The sequence below is a fragment of the Avibacterium paragallinarum genome, from assembly GCF_900450705.1.
Classification (GTDB): Bacteria; Pseudomonadota; Gammaproteobacteria; order Enterobacterales; family Pasteurellaceae; genus Avibacterium; species Avibacterium paragallinarum.
On record NZ_UGHK01000002.1, the window covers coordinates 1,199,985 to 1,215,792 of the forward strand.

The window sequence follows — 15,808 nt, forward strand, 5'->3', positions numbered from 1 at the left end:
CAAAAGTTAGACTAAACAACCAACTGATTAAGGTGCAGATTTTTTATGACTAAATATACTCAACGTTTCAAACAACAAGTGCTCGACTTTTATCATCAAAATGGAAAAAACCGTTCGCTTACTCGCCAGTATTTTCAGCTTCCCCAAAGCACGTTAGCACGTTGGATTGCGAAATTTAATCATAATGGAATCAATGGATTAGCTGTATTAGGTAAAAAACGATGTTATTCTGTTGAGTTTAAATTAAAGGTTATTCAAGCTATCAAAAAAGCCAGTGCTCCGCTGAAGCCGCCTGCTTTCGCTTTGATATCCCCAGTTCAGGGATAATTAGTCAATGGTTGCAACGCTTTGAAAAACAAGGTATAGATGGGTTATTACTCAAACCTAAAGGTCGTCCAAGTATGAAACTCAACTCACCTAAAATGCCACCAACGCCCAAAACAGAAGAAGAACGCTTGCGTTACCGAATTTTGGAATTAGAAGCGGAGAATGCAATGCTAAAAAAGTTGCAGGAACTCAACCAACAAAAAATGCAGAAAAAGCCGTCATCGTAAATGCCTTACGCTCGCGTTTCCCGTTGGAATTGTTACTCAGGCTAATCGGATTGGCACGCAGTTCGTTCTTTTATCATCTCAAGCCAAAGTCGGATAAAAATGTAGCGATTTCACAGAAAATAGAGGAAATTTATCGCAAAAATGACGAAAATTATGGTTATCGTCGAATTACCTTGGAATTAAGGAAATACTTGATTATCAACCACAAAAGGGGGCAAGCGATAATGCAACGTTTGGGGTTAAAAGGAAAAAGTAAGCAGAAAAAATATCGTTCTTACCAAGGCAAAGTGGGACACATTGCCGATAATCTGTTGCAACGGGATTTTACGGCAACGATGCCGAATGAGAAGTGGGTAACGGATATCACCGAGTTCAAATGTGCGGAAGGCAAAGTGTATTTATCACCGATTAAAGACTTGTTTAATAACGAAATTATTGCTTATGATGTAGCGAGAAGTCCGAATTTTGAGCAGATAACCAGAATGTTGACCCAGGCGGTGAACCGATTAGCGGGGGAAAAACCGATACTGCATTCCGACCAAGGGTGGCAGTATCAAATGATGGGTTATCGAGAGATATTGAAAAAACACGGTATTAAGCAAAGTATGTCGAGAAAAGGCAATTGCCTTGATAATGGTGCGATGGAAAGCTTTTTCGGGCGATTGAAGACGGAATGTTACTTTGGCAAGCGGTTTGAAACCTTTGAACAGCTTGAAAAAGTGATTCACGAGTACATTCATTACTACAACAATGAGCGTATTCAAGTGAAGCTCAAAGGACTAAGCCCAGTGGAATACAGAACTCAGTCCTTGAATGAAATTAGAATATAGTCTAACTTTTTGGGGGCAGATCAACTTTGCACCGCACTTTGTTTTTAATTTTATGCGGACGGACACATAGGTACGTCCCTACAAGATCTTTTTAAATAGCTAAAATTCCTCCGCTCTTTTTTTATTTTACTAATTTTTACCGAGATCTATTTATTCCCAGTGAAAAGTTACTCTCTTTTGTAGAGAGGGGGTAGGTGAGATTTACCATTATTTCCTCGTAGGGGCGAACCTATGTGTTCGCCCGTGTTCATTTTCCCATCAGTTTTTTAGAAAATATTGTTTCGGGCAGACACATAGGTCCGTCCCTACGAGATCTTTTTAAATAGCTAAAATTCCATCGCTCTTTTTTTATTTGGGGCTGTTCTAGATAACTAGACTAAACTCCCTTTAACCAATTGTTTTAAAATAGAAATTTGACTTTTTATGTTGCTGTAATTAAAACGCCATTCACATTCCTTTAAATAAAGCTCAAAATGCGCTTTTGGGATACCATTAAATTTTCGTAAATGGCGTTTTGCTTGGCTCCAAAAATTCTCAATTCCGTTAATGTGGTTATGATTTTCAGCAAAATGTGTGCTGTGATTGATACGAAAATGACTAAATTCACTCACATCAAGCACGTCATAACTACGATAATTATCGGTGTAAACAATACTATCAGGCTTTACCTGCTCCCGAATAATGGGTAACAAGGTGGCAGATTGCGTATTTGGAACCGCAACGGTATAAACCTTGCCATTGCGCTTGAGAAGCCCGAATACCGCAATTTTCCCTGCCGCACCACGACCACGTTTGCCTTTGCGAGCACCGCCAAAATAACTTTCATCGGCTTCAATTTCACCTTCAAACATCTCTAAGTGAAGGCTGTTTTGATAGATGAGTTGGCGTAAACGATGAAAGTAATATGCAGCAGTCGTTTTGTTTACATTGACTAACTCTGCTGCTGTCCTTGCAGTAACACCTGCAACAAATAGCTCAATGAGTTTATTTTGTTTGTGCTGACTTAGACGACTTTTTCTCATTGGTTCATTCTAACCTAAATAGATTTTTTAGTTGTTATCTAGGACAGCCCCTTTTATTTTATTAATTTTTACCGAGATCTATTTATTCCCAGTGAAAAGTTATTCTCTTTTGTAGAGAGGGGGTAGGTGAGATTTACCATTATTTCCTCGTAGGGGCGAACCTATGTAGTTCGCCCGTGTTCATTTTCTCATCCGTTTTTTAGAAAATATTGTTTCGGGCAGACACATAGGTCTGCCCCTTGTATATTAAAATTAATATAAAATAGCAACAAAACCCCGTTATCTGCATCTCGCATACGCCCCAGGCAACAAACCGAGTTGTAGCAATGAGAGCAGATAACATTTCACCAAAAAACCGAACAGTTGCCAGACTTAAACCCGAATGCAAGGCAGGTTAATGATGAATGAACAAACTTATTGTGGTATTGATGTTGCTAAACGTCATTTCGTCATTGGGCTACAGGGCAAAGAGCGGTGGGAAAATTCATCATTTTTTCACCGCTCTTTAAGCGAATAAAAAACCTTGATAAATTATTCTTATGCGTATTTGGGTAAAATCGGTTTATAAGAAAAAGGACGCTATAGAGCGTCCTTTCATATCACTTTAAAAATTAAAGTGCTGATTTTGCTTTTTCAACTAGAGCTGCGAAAGCTACTTTGTCGAATACTGCAATGTCAGCAAGGATCTTACGATCGATCTCAACAGAGGCTTTTTTCAAGCCGTTGATGAATTTGCTGTAAGATAAGCCATTTTGACGAGCCGCAGCGTTGATACGTGCAATCCATAATTGACGGAATTGACGTTTACGCTGACGACGGTCGCGATAAGCATATTGACCTGCTTTAATTACAGCTTGGAACGCAACGCGATAAACGCGTGAACGCGCACCATAATAACCTTTAGCTGCCTTAAGAATTTTCTTATGGCGAGCTCTTGCAATAACACCACGTTTTACACGAGCCATTATTTAATCTCCTATACAATATTATTAACTAAAATTCACTTGACGTACGCTTTACTTGTTTACGCTTATGCGTATGGCAAGCAGGCTACAACTAAAACTTGGTCTGCTTTCGCAACCATTGATTTATGACGTAGATGACGTTTACGTTTAGTGGTTTTCTTAGTCAAAATATGACGTAAGTGAGATTGTTTACGTTTAAAACCGCCAGAAGCTGTTTTTTTGAAACGCTTCGCAGCACCACGTACTGTTTTAATTTTAGGCATTGTTTAAATAACTCCGCATTGTTTATGATTAATTTCATCTTTCCAAAAAGAAAGACGCTATCAGTATAATTAGGCGAACAAAAGTGCGGTAAAAAATTACCGCACTTTTCTTACTTGATGTGCCTAATTATTTCTTTTTCGGGGCAAGCACCATAACAGCTTGGCGACCTTCTAATTTTCCCGGTGCTGATTCAACAACAGCAATTTCAGAAAGGTCATTTTTTACACGCTCTAATACGTCTAAACCAATGTCTTGGTGAGCCATTTCCCGCCCGCGGAAACGAACGGTAACTTTAGCTTTATCCCCATCTTCTAAGAAGCGAATCAGGCTGCGTAGTTTTACCTGATAATCGCCTTCATCTGTACCTGGACGGAATTTAATTTCCTTCACTTGTACGACTTTCTGCTTTTTCTTCTGCTCTTTTGCTGCTTTACCTTTTTCATACAGGAATTTGCCATAGTTCATAATACGGCAAACAGGTGGCTCAGCATTTGGGCTGATTTCCACGAGATCGAGATTTACTTCTTCCGCTTTATTTAAAGCCTCTTGCAGACTGACAATTCCTGCTTGCTCACCATCTTGGTCAATCAAGCGAACTTCCTTCGCCCGAATTTCTTCGTTAATGCGATTTGGGCGATTTGTTGTTGGTACTTTTTTTACGGTTTTAATAATCTTATTCCTCTATATGATTAAAACAATTTTCTGCAACGCAGAAGAACGAAATTTCACTTGCTTTATCTAAAGCAAAAACGGGCGAATTTTATAGCATTTATATACTTTATGCAATAGGTTATTTTACATACTAGGTGTTTTTCAAGGAACACCGATAACCTTACACTAAGCCAATAATTTATTAATGGCATTAAGTACTAAATGATATTTAGGAACAATGGAATCTATCAGCATATATTCCGTTTTTTCGTGCATATTTCCTCCTATTGGTCCTAAACCATCAATCGTAGGACAGCCAGCTGACGAGGCGATATTTCCGTCACTTAATCCTCCCGCATTAACCCATTTAAAGGGTAATCCAATTCTTGTGCAGCCTGAGCAAATATTGCTTTAATCTTTGGTAAATTTACTTCATCAATCATAGGTGCTTCACTATTGATCAATGTTTTTTTCGTCGTAACTCCCTCAACAAAAGGAGAAGTAAGTAATTGAGTTAATTTATCTTCAAAAAATTCTATAGATTCCGGATATTTGTAACGCATTTCAATAGTTAATGAAGCATAATCAGCAATTACATTATGTGCAGTTCCGCCATTTTTAATAACGCAGTTAAACGTATGTTGACGCTGAAAATCATTATATTTTGAAAATTCGACAATAAAGTTTGCTGCCTCAACCAAAGCGGAACGCCCTTTTTCTGGACAATTCCCAGCATGCGCTGCTATACCGAAAAACTCTATATCATAGGTTATTAATCCTTTGCGAGTCGCTACCATTGAACCATCTGCACGTGCGGGTTCCATCACAAAACAATATTTTGCTCTACGAGCATACTCGCGTATGCTTTCTTTTGCATACATTGAACCAATTTCCTCATGAGAATTAAGGTAAATCGCTATATTGTATTGTTTTAAATCCATTGCTTGAGCAATGGAAAAAGCAAGTAACCCTCCAGATTTATCATCAATAACCCCCAATGCATTAAGTCGATTTCCCTCTACAGTAAAAGGTACGACTTGCCCTGTACCAATAGGAAACACGGTGTCCATATGAGCAATAAATAAAATATCAAACTTCTCTGCTTGTAAATTATTACTAATTAAAAGGCAATCAGCCACTTTATCTGTGTTCATTGGAATTTTTTGGTATTGTAACCCCAGCTTTTTAGCTTTTTTGATAAACCAATTCGCAACTTGTTCAACCCCTTCAATAGAAGAAGTTGGACTTTCAATATCTGTGAGTTCCCGTAATTCAGAAATGAATTGAGATAAATGTTGTTCATTCATAAATATCTTCCTTAAATGATAAATCTCATCACAAGCATCGCTAAATAAGCATTGATCATACAAATACCAAATAACACTAAATAATGTTTTCCAGGTACACCCAACACGCCTAAAACACGTCCCATATATTGAACTGTCGATCCCACCAAAGCCATTCCAGGTAACAAAATAGCTATATCTGCTGCCCCCAATGAACCAGCTTGGACAAGTGCAACTAAAACGCCAGCAGCACCGCCCCAGCTTAAAAATGCGGCAAGAAACACAGCGATAGATTCCCCTGGCAAGCCAAGTGGAGCCATAATAAATCCAACATATTCACCTAACAATTTTAATAATCCAGAAGCATTTAGAATATAAATAATCACAAATGCCATTAATACATTTGGGATTGTGCTATGAATAGCAATATTCCAACCTTTTCTTGCACCATCAATAAAAATATCGGTAATCAACTTATTACTCATACTTTTCTCCTTCATCTTCTTTCACAAACTTTTTCACATATAAACGCATTAAATTCGCACCAAATAATTTAAAGAGAAAAATAATGCCAAGACACATCGCAACAGAAATAGGGGCTGTCATTCCGTTTTTGTCTGTCAACAGTAAGAGCGGAGCAAAAGAGGCAAGGAAATTAGTAAGCATCGCTCCAGCGCTAAATTGAAAGGCTGCAAAAATCAGCAGCTCTCTATAAGTAATCTTACCCTCATCATACAAAGATTTTGTTGTAGAGCTACCGGCATCAGTACTTTGTGTACTCGCAATAAGAGAAATTGAACAATTTCCAGGAATACCAATTAAAGGTTTTAATATAGGGCTTAACCATTTAGATGCTGCGAATAAAGCACCAAAGTGTTCAAAAATAGCAACAAAACCTAACGCAAGCATTACACTTGGAATTAATGTCAATGCAAAAAGAAACCCTCCTTTTGCCCCACACCACCAGAAGTTTTTAGCCATTCGGGAAAATGTCCGGTAAGCTTACCAAAATCAAAGATCCCTCCTAGCATCTCTTTTGCAAATCCACCAAAAAAGATAATGGCACAAACCAGTGATATAGTTCCAATAACCAATGATTTAAAATCTCTACGCTCTGTCATATATACTCCCTATTAGTTATTCAAGATAGGTAAAACATACACTAAAGCACAAAATAAAACTGTGATAACTATCACAAAAAATGCAAAAAAAAAACGACCGCACTTTTATAAAGTGCGATCGTTCTCAATCTAAATAAGACAATAATCAAAAACGTGTTTAATTAATTGCCACCTTTGTTAATTTAAAAATTATTTTCCTAAATTATCAAAGAATTTCTTCACACCATCAAGGAAGCTAGAAGATTTCGGACGGTGTTTTTTGCCACCCTCTAAACTTTCTTCCAATTTTCTTAATAGCTCTTTTTGTTCTTCGTTGAGCTTCACAGGCGTTTCCACCACCACTTTACAGATTAAATCACCGGCATAGCCGCTGCGTGGTGAAGAAACACCTTTACCGCGTAAACGCAACAATTTGCCCGTTTGGGTTTCCGCTGGGATTTTAACTTTCAAGCGACCATCTAATGTCGGCACTTCAATTTCTCCGCCAAGGGCGGCCATTGTGAAGCTAATCGGTACTTCGCAATATAGATTATTGCCATCACGCTCAAAAATATGATGATCTTTAACGTGAATCACCACATATAAATCGCCTGCTGGTGCACCGAACTCCCCTGCTGCTCCCTCTCCCGCTAAACGTAGCTGGTTTCCCGTATCCACGCCTGCTGGAATATTGACGGAAAGATTTTTTTGTTTTTGTACACGCCCTTCGCCGTGGCATTTTTTACAAGGTTTTTCAATTTTCTTCCCTGTGCCGTGGCAAGTTGGACACACTTGTTCAGTAACAAAAAAGCCTTGCTGACGACGCACTCGACCCGCACCGTGGCACGTTGGACAGGTTTCCACTTTGGAATCTTTTTCAGCTCCTGTACCGTGGCAATGATCACATTCCGCTAAGGTATTAATACGAATCTCTTTTTTCGTGCCTTTTACTGCTTCTTCAAGGGTGATTTCAATATCGTAACGTAAATCTTCGCCACGCACTACCCGCTGACGCGAACGCCCGCCGCCGAAAATGTCACCGAACATATCACCAAAAATATCACCGAAATCCGCACCACTAAAGCCGCCGAAGCCCCCTGCTCCGCCACCAAATCCGCCTTGTTCAAAGGCTTGGTGTCCATATTGATCATATGCAGCACGTTTTTCTTTATCACCTAGAATTTCATAGGCTTCTTGCACTTCTTTGAATTTCTCCGCCGCGTCTTTGTCCCCTTGATTGCGGTCAGGGTGCAACTTCATTGCAAGGCGTTTGTAGGCTTTTTTAATCGCTTTCTCGTCAGCCCCACGTTCAACGCCAAGCACTTCATAATAATCTCGTTTTGCCATTGTTATCCTTTTTATACGCTAAAAGGGCATATTGCTATGCCCTTTAATTTTATAATTGAAAATCAATTATTTATTATCTTTCACTTCTTCAAACTCAGCATCTACCACATCATCGTTGCCGTTTTGTTGTGGTTGTGCATCGGCTTGACCTTGTTGCTGTGCCGCTTGCATTAGTTTTTGCGAAGCCTGCACTAAGGCTTGGATTTTCGCTTCAATTTCTGCTTTATCTTCACCTTTTGCTGCGGTTTCAAGTTCGCTTACCGCTGCTTCAATCGGTGCTTTGTCTTCTGCAGATAATTTATCACCCACTTCGCTTAACTGTTTGCGTGTGCTGTGAACAAGGTGATCAGCTTGGTTACGCGCTTGAACTAATTCTTCAAATTTACGGTCAGCTTCTGCATTGGCTTCTGCATCACGCACCATTTGTTGGATTTCATCTTCGCTTAAACCAGATGACGCTTTAATGGTAATTTGTTGTTCTTTACCTGTACCTTTATCTTTCGCTGAAACGTGGATAATACCGTCCGCGTCAATATCAAAAGTTACTTCAATTTGTGGCATACCGCGTGGTGCAGGGTTAATACCTTCTAGGTTAAATTGACCTAGCGATTTGTTGGCAGACGCTTGTTTACGCTCACCTTGTAACACGTGAATGGTTACTGCACTTTGGTTATCTTCAGCGGTTGAGAACACTTGTGATTTCTTCGTTGGAATCGTTGTGTTTTTCTCAATTAAGGTAGTCATCACGCCACCCATTGTTTCGATACCTAATGAAAGCGGGGTTACGTCTAATAACAATACGTCTTTCACATCACCTGCTAATACACCACCTTGAATTGCCGCACCGATTGCAACAGCTTCATCAGGGTTCACATCTTTACGAGGCTCTTTGCCAAAGAACTCAGCCACTTTTTGTTGTACTAATGGCATACGAGTTTGACCACCTACTAAGATCACGTCATCAATGTCTGATACGCTTAAACCTGCATCTTTCAATGCCACTTTTACAGGCTCTAATGAGCGTGCTACTAAATCTTCTACTAAGGCTTCTAATTTCGCACGAGTTAATTTAATGTTTAAGTGTTTTGGCCCTGTTGCATCTGCAGTGATGTAAGGTAAGTTCACATCAGTTTGTTGTGCTGAAGAAAGTTCGATTTTCGCTTTCTCTGCCGCTTCTTTCAAACGTTGCATTGCAAGTGGATCGTTGCGTAAATCAACACCTTGCTCTTTTTTGAACTCATCAACTAAGTAGTTAATTACACGGTTATCGAAGTCTTCACCACCTAAGTGAGTATCACCATTGGTTGCTAATACTTCAAAGGTTTTTTCGCCATCTACTTCATCAATTTCGATGATAGATAAGTCAAATGTACCACCACCTAAGTCATATACCGCAATAGTGTGGTTGCCTTTACCTTTGTCTAAACCATAAGCAAGTGCTGCTGCTGTTGGTTCGTTAATAATACGTTTAACATCTAAACCTGCAATACGGCCTGCATCTTTGGTTGCTTGACGTTGTGCATCGTTGAAGTAAGCAGGTACGGTAATTACAGCTTCAGTGACTGGCTCACCTAAGAAATCTTCTGCTGTTTTCTTCATTTTTTTCAACACTTCAGCAGAAATTTGCGGTGGTGCCATTTTTTCATCTTTCACTTCAACCCACGCATCGCCGTTGTCTGCTTTCACAATGCTAAATGGCATAATGTTCACATCACGTTGTACTTCTTGATCTTCAAAACGACGACCGATTAAACGTTTGATTGCAAATAAAGTATTTTTTGGATTTGTTACTGCTTGACGTTTCGCAGGCTGACCTACTAAGGTTTCGCCATCATTTGTATAAGCAATAATTGACGGAGTTGTACGATCCCCTTCCGCATTTTCAATAACACGCGGTTTGTCGCCGTCCATTACAGCCACACAAGAGTTTGTTGTACCTAAGTCAATACCAATAATTTTTCCCATAATATGTTTTCTCCTAATAAAATTCGGTTAATTTGTTTACGCTTGATTAAATTGGGCTGGCTTTCATAATTTCAAGTGCAATTTTGCAAATTTTTTGCATTTTTTCACACGCGAATAAAATTCAAAGTGTGGTAGAAAATTTTCACATTTTGCAGCCCAACTCACTGATGGAAGTAAAATGTTGGTCGAAAGAGAAATTTCAAGGGCAGTAATGAAAAAATTTTCTTATGTTGAAATTTTGTACTCTTGTAAAATAAAGTTTGTTAAATAAAAAAAATAGAGAAACTTACACCGCACTTTATTTTTATGCTTAGTTCCAAAATAATAAAGTACGGTGCATTGTTTACGATTTTTCTCTTTTAAATAAAGAAAACAGAAATAAAAAAGTCGCACTAATTACCACAGAAGGGCCTGCTGCGGTGTTGTAGAAAGCGGAGAGCATTAAGCCAAATGATACGGCAAGAATGCTGGTGATGACGCCAATCGCTACCATCGCTTCTGGGGTGCGGGCAAAACGCCGTGCAGTGGCGGCGGGGATAATCAGCAAAGAAGTGATGATTAACGCACCAACAAACTTCATACTTAAGGCAATGGTTAAGGCGGTTAAAATCATTAATACAAAACGCATTTTACGAATGTTAATACCTTCTACTTGTGCAAGCTCTAGGCTAACGGTGGTGGAAAGTAGCGGTTTCCAGTAATACCACAAGCAGCCCACCACCACGAGAACGCCAATGGCGATAAGATAAAGATCCTCATAGCTAATCGCCAGTAGATCGCCAAATAAATAATTCATTAAATCCACCCGAACATTTTGCAGTAACCCCACGGTTACTACGCCTAAAGAGAGGCAACTGTGTGCAATAATGCCAAGCAGGGTATCCACGGAAAATTGCGTGTTGCTTTCTAGCCAAACCATTCCTAAGGCGAGCAAAAGAGTGAGAATTAAAATGGTTAGGTAAGGATCAACTTGTAAAAATATCCCGATTGCCACACCTAGCAAAGCAGAATGGGAAAGCGTATCGCCAAAATATGCCATTCTTCTCCATACTACAAATGCACCTAAAGGTGCGGTAATAAAAGATAACAAAATGCCACTCAACCACGCGGGAAATAAAATCTCAAACATTGTTTCCTCTCTTTAATGGCGGTGATGTTCGCATTGCGTTGGGGTGATTTCCTTTCCGCAGCACACATCACCGTGAATATTGTGTTTATGATTATGATGATGGGTATAAAGGGCGATATTGTGCGACAACTGGTTGCCAAAATAATGTCTAAACGTCGGATCATTTGACACGATTTCAGGCGTACCAGCACAACAAATATGTTGGTTAATACACAGCACTTCATTGGTGTCTGCCATCACGATATGCAGATCGTGCGATACCATCAAAATCGCACAATTCAGCTGTTTTCGTGTTTGATGAATGAGCTGATAAAGCTCTGCCTGCCCAGCAATATCCACCCCTTGAGTAGGTTCATCAAGCACCAACAAATTCGGTTTATTCAAAATTGCTCTGGCTAACAACACCCGTTGCATTTCGCCTCCTGATAGCTTTTGCATTGCATTTTGCTTTAAATGGGAAATAGAAAGGAGAGCTAACGCAGCTTCAATTTCAGATTTGCTTACGCCTTTTTTTAGTGCAAGAAATTTTTCTACGGTTAAAGGCAGGCTATGGTCAAGGTGAATTTTTTGCGGCACATAGCCAATACGCACATTATTGTGATAAATCACTTCGCCCGAACTTGGCTTAATCAATTTAAGTAAAACTTTGAGTAAAGTGGATTTCCCGCCGCCATTCGGACCAACAATGGTGATCACAGAATCGGGATAAAGAGATAAATTGATATTTTGTAAAATATTTCTTTGTTCAAATTGAACGTTGATATTTTTTAGCTCAATTAAAAGAGGCTTAATTCTATGAATTTGCATTTTATCTCTATACATTATGAAAAATTGGCTTAAAATAGCTCATTTTGCCATACTTAACAAGTTAAATGCAGAATTTATGCGTTATTCTAAATACAATTTAACTAAAATTAATCAATGAATTTTTAGGCTCTTTTGGGGTCATAAAAACATAGAATAAATGATAAAAGGATTATAGGTAGTGCAGCATATAAAATTAGCTAGAGATAGACGAAAAAGAAAATCACAAATAAAAGCTATCGCCTTCGTTCTAGCAATATTATCTATTCTAATAGGTATCGTTTTTAGTGTAAAAGATAATGTTGAGCCAAATACATTCACACTTTCCTCTGATGAAATGCAATATAAATATCTAACACCTGAAAACGATAATGTATCAGAGGGCTCAAAAATACATTCGGGCTTCAAACTTGACGATGCAACCTCATATGATGAGCTACAAAATCAAGAAGATGAGACCGCTCTATCTTCATTGCCTGAAAATGCTAGAAATGCAGTATATGATTTACTTAATGTCGCTGATCAAGCTATACGAATAAAAGAACAATATTCCCATACCGTTGTTCAAGGTGAAAAACTCCAGGATATTCTAGGGCAAGCTGGGTTAGAAGATAATGTCAGTCAAACTCTTATTTCACTTGATCCAGAGTTAAATAAATTAAAAGCTGGGCAACAATTTTACTGGTCTATAAATAAAGAAGGAGAATTAGAATACCTAAACTGGCTAGTTTCGCAGAAAGAAGAACGTATTTATGAGCGAACAAATGATGATAAATTTAAACGCCAAGTTATAAAAAAACAAAGTATTTGGAAAAAGGAAATTTTAAAAGGCGAAATAAAAGGTTCTTTTTCCGCAAGCCTAAAAGCCCAAGAAATAAACTCAAAACAGATAAATCAGTTAAGTACGGCTCTTCAATGGCAAATTAGTATGAAAAAACTTAAAGCAGGAGATAAATTTGCCCTACTCATTTCTCGAGAGTATTTGGATAACAAATTAACGGGACAAGGCAATGTTGAAGCTATTCACATAAAGACTAATGGTCAAAGTTATTACGCCATTCAATCAAATAATGGGCGATATTATAACCAAAAGGGAGAAACATTAGGAAAAGGATTCGCAAGATACCCTATGCAGCGGCAAGCTCGAGTTTCTTCTCCCTTTAACCCAAATAGACGGCATCCCGTCACAGGAAAAATTAGCCCACACAAAGGGGTAGATTTCTCAATGGCTATTGGTACACCGATTATTGCCCCTGCTGATGGAATTGTCGAAAAAGTTGCTTATCAAGCCAATGGGGCAGGTAACTACATTATGCTTCGTCATGGACGAGAATACCAAACAATTTATATGCATTTAAGTAAGCCGTTAGTCAAAAATGGGCAATCCGTAAAACGTGGACAACGTATTGCATTATCAGGGAACACTGGGCGTTCAACAGGCCCACATTTGCATTATGAATTTCATATTAATGGCAGACCTGTAAATCCACTCACGGTGAAATTACCAGGAACCAGCAGTCAAATGTCTAACGAAGAGAGAAAAAAATTCTTAATAAAAGCGAAAGAAGTAAAACGAGTATTAAAAATATAAAAAATAAAGTGCGGTATATTTTTGCTATTATCTTATATTCCGCACTTTTTTTTAATTATCCAAAATCCCCAAACTGTCCCAAATCTCATCAACACGCTTCACGACATCAGGATCTTTTTTGATGGGAATGCCCCATTCTCGGCTTGTTTCGCCTTGCCATTTGTTTGTCGCGTCAATCCCCATTTTTGAGCCAAGCCCTGCAATGGGGGAAGCAAAATCCAGATAATCAATTGGCGTATTTTCCACGATGGTGCAATCTCGAGCGGGATCGCTCCGTGTGGTAATCGCCCAAATCACATCTTTCCAATCGCGAGCGTTAATATCATCATCGCACACAATCACAAATTTGGTGTACATAAATTGACGTAAGAATGACCACACCCCCATCATCACTCGCTTGGCGTGTCCCGCATATTGTTTTTTCATCGTAACCACCGCTAGGCGGTAAGAACAGCCCTCTGGAGGCAAATAAAAATCCACAATTTCAGGAAATTGCTTTTGCAAAATAGGGATAAATACTTCATTTAACGCCTCGCCCAAAATCGCGGGTTCATCAGGTGGTCGTCCTGTGTAAGTGGAATGATAAATCGGCTCTTTCCGCATTGTGATATGCGTTACAGTAAAAACGGGGAAGTATTCTTGTTCGTTATAATACCCCGTATGATCGCCATAAGGCCCTTCTAATGCGGTTTCATTCGGGTCAATATAGCCCTCCAACACAATTTCTGCACTGGCTGGCACATCAAGATCATTACTCACCGATTTCACCACTTCGGTTTTATTGCCGCGTAACAGCCCCGCAAAGGCATATTCAGAAAGGCTATCTGGCACGGGCGTAACTGCTGCAAGAATGGTGGCAGGATCTGCCCCCAATGCCACAGAAACAGGGAAAGGCTTGTCGGGATTTTGTGCTTTCCATTCTTGGAAATCCAACGCACCGCCACGATGAGAAAGCCAACGCATAATCAATTTATTTTTGCCGATTAATTGCTGGCGATAAATGCCTAAATTTTGCCGTTTTTTATTCGGCCCTTTGGTAATCGTCAGCCCCCAAGTGATGAGCGGTGCGATGTCCTCTTTCCAGCATTGCATAATGGGCAGACGGTATAAATCCACCTCATCACCACGCAACACCACCTCTTGGCAAGGTGCTTTACTCAGCACCTTAGCGGGCATATTTAGCACTTGTTTATACTGTGGCAAGGTTGCCCATAAATCTTTGAAACCTTTTGGTGGCTCAGGTTCTTTGAGAAAAGCGAGCAGCTTGCCAACCTCCCGCAATGCCGACACATCAGCCTGCCCCATTCCTAATGCCACCCGCTTTGCTGTGCCAAACAAATTGCATAACACGGGCATATCAAAACCTTTCGGATTTTCAAATAGTAACGCAGGACCACCTGCTCGCAAAGTGCGGTCAGAAATTTCGGTCATTTCTAAATAAGGATCGATTTGTTGCGAAATGCGTTTTAGCTCGCCTTGTTCTTCTAACAACTGCAAAAAATCGCGTAAATTTTTGTATTTCATTAATGAGAACTCAATAGAAAAATGTGCTGTCATTGTTATAAAGATTGCCAAGCAACGCAAGGGCTTTTGCGATTTTTTGTGAGATTGGTTAGAATGCATAATCATTTGACTAGATTGAGCAACAACACAATGACAAAGAAAAAACTCAAGCCCGCCTCCAATACCATTGCATTAAATAAACGGGCAAGATTTGAATATTTTATTGAAGACGAGATCGAAGCGGGGCTTTCCTTGCAAGGCTGGGAAGTGCAATCAATGCGAGCGGGCAAAGCCAATATCAGCGACAGCTATGTGATTTTCCAAAATGGGGAAGCCTATTTGTTCGGAGCAAACATTCAGCCGTTAAATGTTGCCTCTACTCATATTGTCTGCGACCCAACTCGCACCCGAAAACTCTTACTCAAACAAAAAGAACTGGCTTCATTATTTGGCAAATCAAACCGCGATGGCTACACCCTCGTTGCCCTTTCTCTTTATTGGAAAGGTCCTTGGGCAAAAATCAAAATCGGACTTGCCAAAGGGAAAAAACAACACGACAAACGCGATGACATCAAAGATCGTGAATGGAAAGTGGCGAAAGATCGGATTATGAAACATTCAATACGAAATTAACCTAAGAAATTAACCTAAGACAGAAAGGATTTCTATAGTTATAAAAAAGTGGCTAAGCTCCCTTAGCCACAAATGAACAAAGTTTTCATTTGATTTGCCACTATTAACCGGCCAAATCCTCCCCATTGTAAAAAAAAATGATTGCAAGTCAAAAATGAAATTTT

General features: G+C 39.3%; 14 protein-coding genes and 2 pseudogenes. 4 read left to right on the forward strand and 12 right to left on the reverse strand.

Translation table 11 applies throughout. From position 1 onward, the window contains the following. The first annotated feature begins 45 nt into the window (after positions 1 to 45). A pseudogene (locus DXZ23_RS10730) lies at positions 46 to 1,384 on the forward strand (IS3 family transposase). A gap of 371 nt (positions 1,385 to 1,755) precedes the next feature. Here DXZ23_RS10730 and DXZ23_RS10735 read toward each other — a convergent pair. After that, entirely contained in the window at positions 1,756 to 2,406 is a 651-nt protein-coding gene (locus tag DXZ23_RS10735; protein ID WP_017805306.1) for an IS1595-like element ISHpa1 family transposase, read from the reverse strand. A 382-nt stretch (positions 2,407 to 2,788) separates the two neighbouring features. Here DXZ23_RS10735 and DXZ23_RS15980 point away from each other — a divergent pair, with 382 nt between their 5' ends. Further along, positions 2,789 to 2,923 (forward strand): hypothetical protein, encoded by a 135-nt coding sequence (locus DXZ23_RS15980; RefSeq protein WP_021724570.1) that lies wholly within the window; start codon positions 2,789 to 2,791, stop codon positions 2,921 to 2,923. Positions 2,924 to 3,017: 94 nt separating this feature from the next. On the opposite strand, the gene rplT is transcribed toward DXZ23_RS15980, so the two are convergent. The 10 genes and pseudogenes from rplT to znuC form a co-directional block, all read right to left on the reverse strand. Continuing rightward, positions 3,018 to 3,371, reverse strand: coding sequence for a 50S ribosomal protein L20 (gene rplT, locus DXZ23_RS10740; protein ID WP_005546410.1), 354 nt, complete (start codon positions 3,369 to 3,371; stop codon positions 3,018 to 3,020). Positions 3,372 to 3,436: 65 nt separating this feature from the next. Then, complete coding sequence (rpmI, locus tag DXZ23_RS10745; protein WP_005596065.1) at positions 3,437 to 3,634, reverse strand: 50S ribosomal protein L35; 198 nt, start codon at positions 3,632 to 3,634, stop codon at positions 3,437 to 3,439. 127 nt (positions 3,635 to 3,761) lie between these two features. Beyond that, a complete protein-coding gene (gene infC / locus DXZ23_RS10750; RefSeq protein ID WP_425277855.1) occupies positions 3,762 to 4,307 on the reverse strand; it encodes a translation initiation factor IF-3 in 546 nt (181 codons plus the stop codon). Between the two features lie 323 nt (positions 4,308 to 4,630). Next, entirely contained in the window at positions 4,631 to 5,593 is a 963-nt protein-coding gene (locus DXZ23_RS10755) for a M20/M25/M40 family metallo-hydrolase (protein ID WP_021724571.1), read from the reverse strand. Between the two features lie 11 nt (positions 5,594 to 5,604). Next, entirely contained in the window at positions 5,605 to 6,057 is a 453-nt protein-coding gene (locus DXZ23_RS10760; RefSeq protein WP_017806959.1) for a YjiG family protein, read from the reverse strand. After that, positions 6,050 to 6,693, reverse strand: a pseudogene (locus tag DXZ23_RS10765) (nucleoside recognition domain-containing protein). The gene DXZ23_RS10760 and the pseudogene DXZ23_RS10765 overlap by 8 nt, the downstream one beginning before the upstream one ends. A gap of 189 nt (positions 6,694 to 6,882) precedes the next feature. After that, positions 6,883 to 8,019, reverse strand: coding sequence for a molecular chaperone DnaJ (dnaJ, locus tag DXZ23_RS10770; protein ID WP_017806960.1), 1,137 nt, complete (start codon positions 8,017 to 8,019; stop codon positions 6,883 to 6,885). Positions 8,020 to 8,085: 66 nt separating this feature from the next. Next, positions 8,086 to 9,984: a molecular chaperone DnaK gene (gene dnaK / locus DXZ23_RS10775; protein ID WP_017806961.1), complete on the reverse strand. Its 1,899-nt coding sequence runs from the start codon at positions 9,982 to 9,984 to the stop codon at positions 8,086 to 8,088. A 343-nt stretch (positions 9,985 to 10,327) separates the two neighbouring features. After that, entirely contained in the window at positions 10,328 to 11,113 is a 786-nt protein-coding gene (znuB, locus tag DXZ23_RS10780; RefSeq protein ID WP_017806962.1) for a zinc ABC transporter permease subunit ZnuB, read from the reverse strand. 12 nt (positions 11,114 to 11,125) lie between these two features. Further along, positions 11,126 to 11,920 carry a zinc ABC transporter ATP-binding protein ZnuC gene (znuC, locus tag DXZ23_RS10785; protein ID WP_021724575.1) on the reverse strand — a complete coding sequence of 265 codons (795 nt, stop codon included), beginning with the start codon at positions 11,918 to 11,920 and terminating at the stop codon, positions 11,126 to 11,128. Between the two features lie 178 nt (positions 11,921 to 12,098). Here znuC and mepM point away from each other — a divergent pair, with 178 nt between their 5' ends. After that, on the forward strand, positions 12,099 to 13,508 hold the full coding sequence (mepM, locus tag DXZ23_RS10790) for a murein DD-endopeptidase MepM (RefSeq protein WP_017806964.1): 1,410 nt from the start codon (positions 12,099 to 12,101) through the stop codon (positions 13,506 to 13,508). A gap of 51 nt (positions 13,509 to 13,559) precedes the next feature. Here the strand turns inward: mepM and ubiD are convergent, their stop codons facing one another. Beyond that, entirely contained in the window at positions 13,560 to 15,032 is a 1,473-nt protein-coding gene (gene ubiD, locus DXZ23_RS10795) for a 4-hydroxy-3-polyprenylbenzoate decarboxylase (RefSeq protein WP_017806965.1), read from the reverse strand. Positions 15,033 to 15,161: 129 nt separating this feature from the next. Between ubiD and smpB the strand changes: the two genes are divergently transcribed. Continuing rightward, the gene (gene smpB, locus DXZ23_RS10800; protein WP_017806966.1) at positions 15,162 to 15,644 is read left to right on the forward strand and encodes an SsrA-binding protein SmpB; all 483 of its coding nucleotides are present in this window, start codon (positions 15,162 to 15,164) and stop codon (positions 15,642 to 15,644) included. Positions 15,645 to 15,808 lie beyond the last annotated feature (164 nt).

Bases quoted from the DNA above. Each gene is read 5' to 3' on its own strand.
- DXZ23_RS10735 (WP_017805306.1), bottom strand. From the start codon at position 2,406: ATGAGAAAAAGTCGTCTAAGTCAGCACAAACAAAATAAACTCATTGAG.
- DXZ23_RS15980 (WP_021724570.1), top strand. From the start codon at position 2,789: ATGCAAGGCAGGTTAATGATGAATGAACAAACTTATTGTGGTATTGAT.
- rplT (WP_005546410.1), bottom strand. From the start codon at position 3,371: ATGGCTCGTGTAAAACGTGGTGTTATTGCAAGAGCTCGCCATAAGAAA.
- rpmI (WP_005596065.1), bottom strand. From the start codon at position 3,634: ATGCCTAAAATTAAAACAGTACGTGGTGCTGCGAAGCGTTTCAAAAAA.
- DXZ23_RS10755 (WP_021724571.1), bottom strand. From the start codon at position 5,593: ATGAATGAACAACATTTATCTCAATTCATTTCTGAATTACGGGAACTC.
- DXZ23_RS10760 (WP_017806959.1), bottom strand. From the start codon at position 6,057: ATGAGTAATAAGTTGATTACCGATATTTTTATTGATGGTGCAAGAAAA.
- dnaJ (WP_017806960.1), bottom strand. From the start codon at position 8,019: ATGGCAAAACGAGATTATTATGAAGTGCTTGGCGTTGAACGTGGGGCT.
- dnaK (WP_017806961.1), bottom strand. From the start codon at position 9,984: ATGGGAAAAATTATTGGTATTGACTTAGGTACAACAAACTCTTGTGTG.
- znuB (WP_017806962.1), bottom strand. From the start codon at position 11,113: ATGTTTGAGATTTTATTTCCCGCGTGGTTGAGTGGCATTTTGTTATCT.
- znuC (WP_021724575.1), bottom strand. From the start codon at position 11,920: ATGCAAATTCATAGAATTAAGCCTCTTTTAATTGAGCTAAAAAATATC.
- ubiD (WP_017806965.1), bottom strand. From the start codon at position 15,032: ATGAAATACAAAAATTTACGCGATTTTTTGCAGTTGTTAGAAGAACAA.
- smpB (WP_017806966.1), top strand. From the start codon at position 15,162: ATGACAAAGAAAAAACTCAAGCCCGCCTCCAATACCATTGCATTAAAT.